This is a genomic window from Xanthomonas sp. NCPPB 3200 (assembly GCF_056393585.1).
This window is the reverse complement of sequence record NZ_CM150785.1, coordinates 4,846,427-4,856,438: the sequence shown is the minus strand read 5'-3', so window position 1 is coordinate 4,856,438 and position 10,012 is coordinate 4,846,427. Positions and strand designations below refer to the sequence as shown.

General features: G+C 59.3%; 11 protein-coding genes and 1 pseudogene. 7 read left to right on the top strand and 5 right to left on the bottom strand.

Features of this window, described 5'->3' with window-relative positions; translation table 11 throughout:
* Positions 1-36 precede the first annotated feature (36 nt).
* The 3 genes from recD (at position 37) to AC06DU_RS20965 (ending at position 4,071) form a co-directional block, all read left to right on the top strand.
* Positions 37-2,151: an exodeoxyribonuclease V subunit alpha gene (gene recD, locus AC06DU_RS20975; protein ID WP_434983146.1), complete on the top strand. Its 2,115-nt coding sequence runs from the start codon at positions 37-39 to the stop codon at positions 2,149-2,151.
* Between the two features lie 138 nt (positions 2,152-2,289).
* Entirely contained in the window at positions 2,290-3,345 is a 1,056-nt protein-coding gene (locus tag AC06DU_RS20970; protein WP_046345170.1) for a virulence RhuM family protein, read from the top strand.
* 351 nt (positions 3,346-3,696) lie between these two features.
* Positions 3,697-4,071: a hypothetical protein gene (locus AC06DU_RS20965; RefSeq protein WP_225874229.1), complete on the top strand. Its 375-nt coding sequence runs from the start codon at positions 3,697-3,699 to the stop codon at positions 4,069-4,071.
* A 113-nt stretch (positions 4,072-4,184) separates the two neighbouring features.
* On the opposite strand, the gene AC06DU_RS20960 is transcribed toward AC06DU_RS20965, so the two are convergent.
* Positions 4,185-4,439 (bottom strand): antitoxin, encoded by a 255-nt coding sequence (locus AC06DU_RS20960; protein ID WP_039518228.1) that lies wholly within the window; start codon positions 4,437-4,439, stop codon positions 4,185-4,187.
* A 138-nt stretch (positions 4,440-4,577) separates the two neighbouring features.
* Here AC06DU_RS20960 and AC06DU_RS20955 point away from each other — a divergent pair, with 138 nt between their 5' ends.
* Together AC06DU_RS20955 and AC06DU_RS20950 are read left to right on the top strand one after the other, a co-directional pair.
* Complete coding sequence (locus AC06DU_RS20955) at positions 4,578-4,835, top strand: hypothetical protein (protein WP_478203133.1); 258 nt, start codon at positions 4,578-4,580, stop codon at positions 4,833-4,835.
* Between the two features lie 7 nt (positions 4,836-4,842).
* Complete coding sequence (locus AC06DU_RS20950; RefSeq protein WP_478203132.1) at positions 4,843-5,055, top strand: hypothetical protein; 213 nt, start codon at positions 4,843-4,845, stop codon at positions 5,053-5,055.
* Positions 5,056-5,867: 812 nt separating this feature from the next.
* Here the strand turns inward: AC06DU_RS20950 and AC06DU_RS20945 are convergent.
* Positions 5,868-6,200: a lipoprotein gene (locus AC06DU_RS20945; RefSeq protein WP_047126551.1), complete on the bottom strand. Its 333-nt coding sequence runs from the start codon at positions 6,198-6,200 to the stop codon at positions 5,868-5,870.
* A 213-nt stretch (positions 6,201-6,413) separates the two neighbouring features.
* Here AC06DU_RS20945 and AC06DU_RS20940 point away from each other — a divergent pair, with 213 nt between their 5' ends.
* Both AC06DU_RS20940 and AC06DU_RS20935 read left to right on the top strand, forming a co-directional pair.
* The gene (locus AC06DU_RS20940; RefSeq protein ID WP_478203131.1) at positions 6,414-6,926 is read left to right on the top strand and encodes a hypothetical protein; all 513 of its coding nucleotides are present in this window, start codon (positions 6,414-6,416) and stop codon (positions 6,924-6,926) included.
* A gap of 80 nt (positions 6,927-7,006) precedes the next feature.
* The gene (locus tag AC06DU_RS20935) at positions 7,007-7,702 is read left to right on the top strand and encodes a hypothetical protein (RefSeq protein ID WP_478204482.1); all 696 of its coding nucleotides are present in this window, start codon (positions 7,007-7,009) and stop codon (positions 7,700-7,702) included.
* 83 nt (positions 7,703-7,785) lie between these two features.
* On the opposite strand, the pseudogene AC06DU_RS20930 reads toward AC06DU_RS20935, so the two are convergent.
* The 3 genes and pseudogenes from AC06DU_RS20930 to AC06DU_RS20920 form a co-directional block, all read right to left on the bottom strand.
* Positions 7,786-8,012: pseudogene (locus AC06DU_RS20930) on the bottom strand (transposase); the annotation flags it as partial.
* Between the two features lie 86 nt (positions 8,013-8,098).
* Positions 8,099-8,629 (bottom strand): hypothetical protein, encoded by a 531-nt coding sequence (locus tag AC06DU_RS20925; RefSeq protein WP_478203130.1) that lies wholly within the window; start codon positions 8,627-8,629, stop codon positions 8,099-8,101.
* A gap of 14 nt (positions 8,630-8,643) precedes the next feature.
* Positions 8,644-9,957, bottom strand: a complete 1,314-nt coding sequence (locus AC06DU_RS20920; RefSeq protein ID WP_478203129.1) for an AAA family ATPase — start codon at positions 9,955-9,957, stop codon at positions 8,644-8,646.
* Between the last annotated feature and the right edge of the window lie 55 nt (positions 9,958-10,012).

Sequence of the window (10,012 nt, the reverse complement as noted above, 5' to 3'; positions counted from 1 at the left end):
GGGTGAGGGCGCCTGCGCCCGGGAGGCGTCCACCGCATGAACCACCCAACCCTCTTCAACGCCCTGATCAAGGCCGACGCGCTGCGCCCGCTGGATCTGGCCTTCGCCCAAAGCCTGCAACGCCTGGCCCCGGACACCGACCCCCAGGTGTTGGCCGGCGCCGCACTCGCCTCGCTGGCCGTCACCAGCGGCCACGCAGGGCTGGACCCCAGCCGCGCCGGCATGCTGCTGGACACGCGCGAGGGCCCAGCGCCCGCACTCCCGGACCCCACCGATTGGCAACGCACCCTGGCCGCCTCGCGCTGGGTCGACCAACCGAATCCGCAAGACCCCGCCGCCGCCGACTGCCCGCTGGTGCTGGAACGCGGCCTGCTCTACCTGCGCCGCTACCGCGAGTACGAGTGCCGCCTGGCGCTGGGCCTGCAACGCATCGCCGCCCAGTCGCCGCCGCCCTTCGACGCCGCCACGCTGGCACCGCTGTTCGCGCAGCTATTCCCCCAGGCTTCCCCTCTCCCCCCGGGAGAGGCGGGTGAGGGCACGGGCCTGCCCGAGCCATCCGTCGACCAGGAAGGTACGGCCCCGCCCGAGCCATCCCACCACCCAGACCGCCAGGCCCAGGCCGCCGCGCTGGCGCTGCGCCGCACCCTGCTGCTGGTCACCGGCGGCCCCGGCACCGGCAAGACCACCACCATCGCCCGCCTGCTGCTGCTGCGCATCGCCCAGGCACACGCCTCCAACACCCCGGCCCCGCGCATCGCCCTGGCTGCGCCCACCGGCCGCGCCGCCGAGCGCATGGCCGAAAGCCTGCGCCTTGCGGTCACGCGCGCCATCGCTGGCGGCATCGACCCGGCCCTGGCCGATGCCCTGCCCAGCGGCGCCAGCACCCTGCATCGCCTGCTCGGTGTCATCCCGGATTCCCCGCACTTCCGCCATCACGCCGACAACCCGCTGCCGTTGGACCTGATCGTCGTCGACGAAGCCTCCATGGTCGACCTGCCGTTGATGTGCAAGCTGGTCGAAGCCGTGGCCGATGGCACCCAGCTGATCCTGCTCGGCGACGCCGACCAGCTGCCCTCGGTGGAAGCCGGCGACGTGCTCGCCGCCATCCTGCAGGCCGCCGGCCCCGGCGATGCCCTGCAGCCGCAGGACGCACAGGCGCTGCAAGCGCTGCTCGGCAACGCGCCCGGCGACACCACGCCCGCCGCCAGCCACGACGGCGGCCTGGCCGGCCACCGCGTGCACCTGCTGCGCGGCTACCGGCAGGCGCACGACTTTGCACTGGCCCCGTTGGCCGACGCCGTGCGCGCCGGCGACGCCGACACCGCCCTGGCCCTGCTGCGCAGCGGCGAGCTGGCCGGCGTGCACTTCCACGAAGACGGCGAAGACCCGCTCACCCTGGGCCGCGACGCACTGCTCGCGCACTGGCGCGCGCTGGCCGACGCGCAAGACCCGGCCGCCGCTCTGCGCGATGCCGCGCGCCTGCGCCTGCTCACCGCCGTGCGCGCCGGCCCGCAGGGCGCGCGCGGCCTCAACGCCCGTATCGAACAACTGCTGGCCGAAACCGGCTCCGGCGCGCGCCGCCTCGGCGCCGCCTCGCCCTGGTTCCAGGGCCGCCTGCTGCTGATCACCGAAAACAGCTACCGCCACGGCCTGTTCAACGGCGACGTCGGCATCTGCCTGCGAAGCGAAGCGAGTCCCTCTTCGGGGCGCAGCGACGAAGGCGCCTCTTCAGGGCCAGGCCAGTCCGGCGGCACCGACAGCCGTGCCCAAGGCCCGTTGGTCGCTTGGTTCGAAGGCGACGGCGACGGCCAGGTGCGCGGCTTCCACCCCGCCGCATTGCCCGCGCACGAAAGCGCCTTCGCCATGACCGTGCACAAGGCCCAGGGCAGCGAATTCGACACCGTCTGGCTGCAACTGCCCACCCGCGACGCCCGCGTGCTCAGCCGCGAACTGCTCTACACCGGCATCACCCGCGCCCGCCGCGCCCTGCACCTGGCCGGCAGCGAAGCGGTCATCCGCAGCGCACTGGCCCGGCACGCCGCGCGCATCTCGGGTCTCGCGTGGCGGTTGGGTGCGCAGCAGCAGGCGGCACCCGCCAAGCCAGCAACAGAACCAGCTACTGCGTTGCCCGTGCAGGGTTCGTTGTTCTGATGGACGCGAGCCGGCGCAATGGCAACATCACTTACGGCAGAACGGCACGTTCGCCTATCACCATCACCGGGCATGCCCGGATAGCATCATGGACGAAGAAAAACTGGTTGTGCGGTATCGCCAGCATGGGAGGCATCAATGGCGAAAAAGCATGAAATTTCGCTCGTCCGCTCGTCGGCGGCCGAATACCTGACCTTCGTGGCCGCCGCAGGCGGGGGCGGCGTGCAGGCGGCGTATGCCGACGAAAACGTCTGGCTGACGCAGAAGATGCTGGCCCAGCTCTACGATGTCGAAACCCACACCATCAACTACCACCTGAAAAAGGTGTTCGCTGACAACGAGTTACAGCCAGATGCAGTTATTCGAAATTTTCGAATAACTGCCGCCGACAGCAAGAGCTACGACACCAAGCACTACAACCTCGCGGCCATCATTGCCGTGGGCTACAAGGTCAATTCCGAGCGCGCGGTGCAGTTCCGCAAGTGGGCCACCACCATCATCGAGTCCTTCACGATCAAGGGCTTCGCGATGGACGATGAGCGCCTGAAGAATGACGGCACGGTGCTCGGCAAGCGCTACTTCGAAGAGCAGTTGCAGCGCATCCGCGAGATCCGTCTCTCCGAGCGCAAGTTCTACCAGAAGATCACCGACATCTACGCCACCGCCCTGGACTACGATGCCACCGCGCAGGCAACTCAGCGGTTCTTCGCCACAGTGCAGAACAAGCTGCACTGGGCCATCCACGGGCAAACCGCAGCAGAAGTCGTCTACCACCGAGCCGATGCCGGCAAGCAGCACATGGGCCTGACCACCTGGGCCGATGCACCGCGCGGGAAGATCCAGAAGTTCGACGTGGCGGTTGCCAAGAACTACCTGACCACCGGCGAGATGGCGCAGTTGCAACGCCTCGTATCGGCCTATCTGGACCTGGCCGAGGACATGGCACTGCGGCAGATTCCGATGACCATGCAGGATTGGGAAACACGTCTGAATCGTTTCATCGAAGCAACCGACCGGCAGGTGTTGCAGGACGCAGGGCGCGTCACCGCCGAGATCGCCAAAGCGCATGCGGAAAGCGAGTTCGAAAAGTACCGCATCGTGCAGGACCAGCTGTTCGTGAGCGATTTCGATCGCGTGTTGCAGCAGCTTGATGCAGGAGACCGGGTGGACGGTGCCGACGAGGACTTGCGCTAGACGGTGATGTGGGAAGCGCCAAAGCGTCAGGTCCCCAACCGCGCGCGATAGTGCACGTTGGATTGAAAGATCGCTCCGAGGATGAATCGCGACTAGCGTCTGCCCAGGAGTCGCCCGCCACGGTGGTTCCGCCCGTCCAGGGCTCGTACCCCAAGCCGGAGAGATGGCATGAGAACTGACGACAAAGAAGCGCTTGCGCGTAAGAGGTGAATGATGAAGGCGATATGGGTTCTTGGGATTCTCGCGCTGTCAGCCTGCTCCAGCGCGACTGTGGCTGGGAGGCTGGAGATCAGACTCCAAAACAGACAGGCAGCGCATACAGCGACAGCTGGAGCATCCGTCTCAGTCACGATGGCCAACGCAGGTGACCAGCCCATCGAGCTACCTGCCTCGTATGTTCCAGACGTAGACAAAGGCGGGGTGTTGCAGACCAATCTGTTCAAGGTCCTGCAAGAGGACGGCAGCCCCGTCGACTATCGCGGCATCTATGTGCACAACGTCCGAGGTTCCACGCCATCTCTTGTCCTGAAGCCGGGGCAGTCAATCGTCAGGACGATCAATCTGTCATTGAGTTACCAGATCATGCCTGGGCGCAATTACTCGGTCGGGGTACACCCACTTATACGTTATCGGGAGCAGCAGGAATCAAAGAGTAAAACCACCTCAGCCGATATGACGTCGCTGAAGACTGCTACATCCAACATCATCGAGATCACGCCTCGATAGGTCTGCGATGTATCGGCGAACCTGCGCCTGGCCCCAGCGTGCCGAGGTGTAGCGGATGATCCCGCGCAGATCGGCTTCGGCTTCGGCTGCGTCGGTGAGGACTTAGCCGTGCATCAACCGCGACGGCCCTCGGCCAATTCTTCATACAGGATGGTGCTGATGCTCCTGGTAGACACGTTGCCGGCAAGGCCTTCCTCGACACGTCCCCCAAGGAGGGTATTCAACTCCTGCCATGCCTGATCGGCGTTTAGGTCGCCAGGGAACAGGCGTTCAAGCGCGTATTGCTTGATGGTCTTGCCCTGCAGAGCCGCCAGCGCCTTCAGGCTCTGATGCTGCTGATCGCTTAGATCAATGGTCAAACGGCTCATGACGCGCTCCTAAATCCATACAAACCCACATTAGCGCATCTGGGCTGGTTGACCGATTGCAGAGCTTTGGGACCCCAGCTCGGGTGACGCCGTGCAGTGTTTTGACGGAAACTGCGCTCCCGAAACAGGACCGCACCGATGGACCGACGTCGCCGCAAACGGATGGAGCGCTATTGGGCGCGGGCAGAAGCCAAGGCGCGTGCAGCGGTTGACCGGTTGGATCCGGAAAGCTGGTTCGACCTGTGGCATACGCATGTGGACTGGAATGGCCGCGGCCACTGCTGTGTTGAGCATCGGCAGACGGTCAACGCGGTGGCAGTGCATGTGTTGTGCTACCTGGAAGCACATCTGGCGCAACGTGGGGCAGCGGTGCAACTGTGGGCAGACCCTCAGTGAGGACACGATGGATACGGGCATCTACGCGCACTCTGCCAATCCGAACGGCACGAGCTTCCCGGCCGCCTTTCCCAACCTGGATTGGCAACTGGCTCTGCCTGACAAGGTCGCAGCGATCCTGCCCGCCACGCATCGGGCCGGCACCGCGTCATACGCTGGCAGTACTTGGTATGTCGTGCAGCGTCAGCCAGCCATGGTCGGCCCGGAGGCACGTCAATGAGTTCCGCCGACAAAGCCCATCGCACCGCATTGCGTTATGCGGTCGGTGCTCGTCAGCCGCGTGTGGCCAAGGCGCCCGTCACCGGCGCCGCCTATCGGCTAGCGCACGCCTGCTTCGGTTGCCGCAGAAGTTTCAAGATCGCTCCGCGCGAGCAGGTGGCCCCCTGTCCTGGCTGCGGTAACGCGCTGTGCGTGATGGGGCGTTCGTTCAAGGCACCCCCGGCCCGCAACCAGGCGCAATGGCGCAAGGTCGAGCGGTTGTATCGTGCTGGCTTTCGGTTCTTCAGTTACCGCAGCCACCCGTGCGTTGCTCTCCCAGCCAAGCTGTCGGAGGTCGATCGCTTCATCCGTGATAACCCTGAGCACCCATTACGCCTGGGGGGCATTGAGGTTGGCACGGCGTCACACGGCGAGGCCAGGCCTGCGCCTGACCTCGTCTGCCGTCCGGCAGGCCGGGCGGCTTACTTGCCCTTCTTTTCCTGCTTGGCCGCGCGCTTTTCCTTCAGCGTCTTGGTCGGCTCTTTCTTCTGGCTCTTCTTCTGGTCCATCCCCTTGCTCATGACACCCTCGTAGTTGCTGGATTGATCGGTCGGGCAGCGCCATGACCCTGGCGTGCCTGCGCACTGTAAGGCTTGCGTGGGGTGGAATGGCAGCGGCAGCGCAAGGCCGGGCGACGGGCGGCGCGTCCGGCCCGGCGTCTGCGCGAGGCAGCATGCACTAGTAGCCCTTCGGCGTAGCCGGCTAGGCCACAAACGCAAGCGCCCGCGTGCGACCGGCAAGGTCCACACGCGGGCGCTGGCGACAGCGGTGGGCTTACTTGGCCGGCACGCGCTGGTACTGCTCGCCACCGGTGTTGAGGTGGCCGTTGGCCGCGTCGATGGCGAAGTTCACCGTCTCGCCATCGTTGGTGACCTGCAGCGCCCCGTCCTTGTAGACACCCGGATAGCTCTCGGTCTTGGGCTTGCGGCTGAAGAACTTCGGCGTGGTGCTGCGGACCATGAAGGTCTCGCCATTGCGCTCGATGTCCATCGTCTCTTCCTGCGTCTGCACGTTGACCCAGTGGCCGACGAACTTCTCGCCCTCCTCCTTGGCGCAACCGCTCACCAGCAGTGCCGCGGCCAGCGCGGTGCCCATCCACTTCATCATCGTGTGTCCTCCAGTTGAGTCTGGAGCGAGGATGGCGGGTTGGGGATGTACGGGAGGTCAAGGGTGCCGGTGCAACGGTGCTCGAATGTGGGCGAGGTTCACGCATCGCAAAACTCAATTAGACCTCTGTTCCGTGACGATCCGGCGCACGATCAATAGGATCCGTGGGGGGGGGTATCCGATAACTTACCTGCGCATGCGTATGGCGGTGCAATGCCGTTACGTTCTACCATCGACCCGCTACTTTCTACGTCCGAATTCGTGCGCAGGCAGTTAATCCACCGAGGGCCGCATCGCGGCGAATGTAAAACAGTGTCATCTGGTGTGCGTAAGTTAATTTTTCTCCCCGTGCTAGCTGCCTTGACGGCAAGCTGCGCCCATTTCGTCTCTTCCAAGCACGGCGTCATGACGTTCACGGAGTCGGTGGATGGTCGGAAAGTGCGGACCCTTGAAGTCGGCTTAACAGACCTCCCAGCCGACACCTGTCTCTCTGGAGACTGGAAGGTTGCCAAGGTGTTGAAGGACTCCGCGAGGGGAACCGACAATCCTGCCTATATTCGCCGTGGCGATACCCTGGAGCTTCTATTGTTTACTGGCATCTGCGACAGCTATGAAGCATATGTCGGGAAGCTCGAGGAAACATCTTTTCACGGCGAGCATGTGAATCATGGGCTTTTCCACAACAAGGCGTTGGGCGTCGTGTCGGGCACGTATGCGCGCCCTTAGGTCACATCCGTGGTGCGCGAAAAAGTGTCGCCCTCTGGAACTACCCGGATGCTGAGCATTGCAGCAAGGGCATATAACGCGTGAACTGGTATCGCATTGCACGCATCAGCTTGCTCTTGATGCTACTCGCGGCGCTAGTGTTATTGGCGACAAAGCCGGTGACTTCGAATCTCGTGGGAGTGACCGAGCAGCCTGCGCCACGGCAGCAGGCTGCAGCTCCATCGCCGCAGGACCTGATCCTTATCTGGACAGCGATCGCAGATCAGCCATATCCCGGCTTACCGTTCCTGCCGAAGGATGGAGACGCCCATGCGGCTACAAAACGTAAATCGATAGTACTGCTCGATAGATCCACGCAGACGTGTACAGGCGCCAGAGCGAAGCAGATGTGCGCTTCAAGTCTGGACCAAGAGATGCTCTCAGGTTCTGCTATCGATGCATTTGTATCGAAGCAGGCGCGAGAAGCCCTGATCCTAGCGAATGCTAGCCAAGTGACGGTAAGGCTACCTGACAGCGACTACGTGCGAGGAGCGCCAACCGCCACCGTCGACGCCCTGCTGGTAGGCGTTAACTGGGCGGCTTTCTACAAGGCGTTCCCAGGGACGGCAGGGTACTTACAACTAAGTGTGCCAGTCCTCATCGATGGAGGATCCCATGCTTTGGTGTATGCCGAACAACGATGCGATGGGCTATGCGGCACGGGCACGCTATATCTTCTGAGCCGTGCAGGAAATAGATGGAAGATCACTAATGGGCTTGTACTGTGGGTCAGCTGAGGTAGCCTCGTCGTCATTGCAGTGTTGGATGAAGCTTCATACCAGAGCAAGTACCCCGAAGTTAACCTGACCTCCGTTTTACACAATTGGGCGAACATCCGGTCCAACACACCCGCCTTGGCCAAATGGTTCATGCGTGTGTACACCGTGTGCCAGTTGCCAAAGCCCTTGGGTAGGCTGCGCCATTTTCAGCCATGCTCGGCAACGTAAAGGACGGCGTTGACCACTTGCAGGTTGGTCATGCTGACACAGCCGTGCTGTGCCGGCAGGCAGTGTTCGATTAGGGAAATTGCTGTGGTGTGATCTCCATTCCGATAGTTTAATCGCTTGGCCATTAGTGATAACAGGCCCTAATTGCCTTAGGCCCGTTCTTTCCACTTTATCCCCTTTTTTGCTCTATCTATTAAGCCATTGGCAGCCCAATAGCGCTAATTTATCAGCAAAAACTGAAAAAGACGGGCTTTTTCTCAACTCTGAGGCTTTGGATTGAGCTAGTAACGTTGAGCCTGTAGTGGTCTTATGATAAACGCCTAACGATTTTTTCATGAGATTTGCTCCATTCTCACCGTCACAGCACCTTGCAGTCTGACCAACGCAAGCGGGATCGCAGTATATCCAGTTTTCAATCATCCTATCTGGAATGCCGATTACTACAGGCTCGCTAACCTTTAACTTTACAAGTTCATTTGCGATTTCCGTTGCGAATTTGTCATGACTAAGCTTTCGATCCTCAAGATCTGCGATCAATACAAAGGGAAAGCATTTCCCCTTGAGGAGATCAATATGAGTTTTGGCCCTTTTTGCTATTGCAGCCGCAGAAACGGTATTACCATTTAAACCAAGAATTCTTATTGGGCGCCCGGGACAGATCAGTTGAATGGCAAGTTTTTCGGTTTGTCCGTCAACTAAAAAAGCAGGTTTAGTCATCTTGCTAAATTCCTTTAAGGTACTTCATCCGAATTGTCTTCAAGAGCGCCGCTTACATAATAAAATCCCAATCCAAAGCCAGTCTTTCTAATCTCTCGAAGCAATTGTTTAGAATTTGTCACCCGTTTGGCTGTAGTCCTGCCGCCACGAAACTCAACTACGACGACTTCATCTGGTTTAGCCGAATTAAGAAGGGTCTCACTGTGCGTGGAGATAAAAACGAAATTATCTGGGCCACATTCCTCCCTAAATATCCTGATTATTTCCATCTGTACTAGCGGGTGCAGGTAATTTTCAGGTTCTTCAATAGATATTAGTTTGGATTTAGTATATATCGCAGTGGCTAAAACAAGCCATTTGACAGTGCCGTCAGACATGGCGGAAATCGGGAGTTCTGATTTGGTCTCGTCGGTCATGACAATCGACCCCTTCAATTTATTGTCGAAAGGGTCGTTTTGAATTCTAATATCGCTTATAGACGAGTTCGCAAACTTTGTGGCATCCAATATTTTTGAGAAAGAATTTTTAGGAAAATCACTTTCAAAATAGCGATATCTCGAAAAGCGAAAATTTAACCTACGGGGTTGGGGTAATTGCTCTGCCTTAAACGCAGCACGAAGCGTCGAGTATAGACCTGAACCGTCAGGCTGAATTCTAGCAGGTGCAGTGCTATCTTCAGCCTGCTTCGCTTTAGATGGAATTACATTGAGAGATAAGCCGCCAGCAATGTCAAAAAGAATGTTCCACAATTGGCTTGTAATTCTTGGAGTCAGTTGAAGTAGAGAATGATCAGCATCATGTAGGGTGGCAAGGACCTTATTTATCTCTGCTTTAGGTAGTTGCGTTTCAAACTTTTCGTCAATCTCGCAGCTAATTCTTACTTTTCCGTCTGTGCCGAGCAGTGCTGAAACATCGATTTCGTGGATAATTTTTGATTCTTTAAGCTTGGCTTTTGTGCAGCGCTCAGCAATTAGTTGTTGTCTAGAATAAACGACGCTGTCGCGGTCGCTGCTCAACTCAATTTCAACATCGAACTTGAACTTAAAATATAATCGAGCAGACGCTTTTGAATAGCCATGTATGGATATCTGAACCCTATCTTCATATCCCGTGTCTCCTATCTTGCGAAAGATGGCACCCGCTCCCCCAAGAGCGCTGACTGCTTCTGTGAGTGGCAGTTCTGACAACTTGCCGATAAAGTCCAGTAAGCTAATTATATTGGTTTTTCCTGAGCCGTTTGGTCCGAGCAGGAGGTTTATTCCAGGCTTTATATCAATGGAGAAGTTGGATAAAGATCTAAAGCCGTTGCATGAAATTTTTGTGAGCATAAATTTTGCTGCCTGTTTGGATAACTAAGAATTGCTGCACAGTCGCTGAAAATAG

Coding starts and splice junctions, on each gene's coding strand:
- AC06DU_RS20920 (WP_478203129.1), bottom strand. CDS start 9,957: ATGCTCACAAAAATTTCATGCAACGGCTTTAGATCTTTATCCAACTTC.
- AC06DU_RS20970 (WP_046345170.1), top strand. CDS start 2,290: ATGGCGAAAAAGCATGAAATTTCGCTCGTCCGCTCGTCGGCGGCCGAA.
- AC06DU_RS20925 (WP_478203130.1), bottom strand. CDS start 8,629: ATGACTAAACCTGCTTTTTTAGTTGACGGACAAACCGAAAAACTTGCC.
- AC06DU_RS20940 (WP_478203131.1), top strand. CDS start 6,414: ATGCCGTTACGTTCTACCATCGACCCGCTACTTTCTACGTCCGAATTC.
- recD (WP_434983146.1), top strand. CDS start 37: ATGAACCACCCAACCCTCTTCAACGCCCTGATCAAGGCCGACGCGCTG.
- AC06DU_RS20950 (WP_478203132.1), top strand. CDS start 4,843: ATGGATACGGGCATCTACGCGCACTCTGCCAATCCGAACGGCACGAGC.
- AC06DU_RS20960 (WP_039518228.1), bottom strand. CDS start 4,439: ATGAGCCGTTTGACCATTGATCTAAGCGATCAGCAGCATCAGAGCCTG.
- AC06DU_RS20965 (WP_225874229.1), top strand. CDS start 3,697: ATGGCCAACGCAGGTGACCAGCCCATCGAGCTACCTGCCTCGTATGTT.
- AC06DU_RS20945 (WP_047126551.1), bottom strand. CDS start 6,200: ATGATGAAGTGGATGGGCACCGCGCTGGCCGCGGCACTGCTGGTGAGC.
- AC06DU_RS20955 (WP_478203133.1), top strand. CDS start 4,578: ATGGACCGACGTCGCCGCAAACGGATGGAGCGCTATTGGGCGCGGGCA.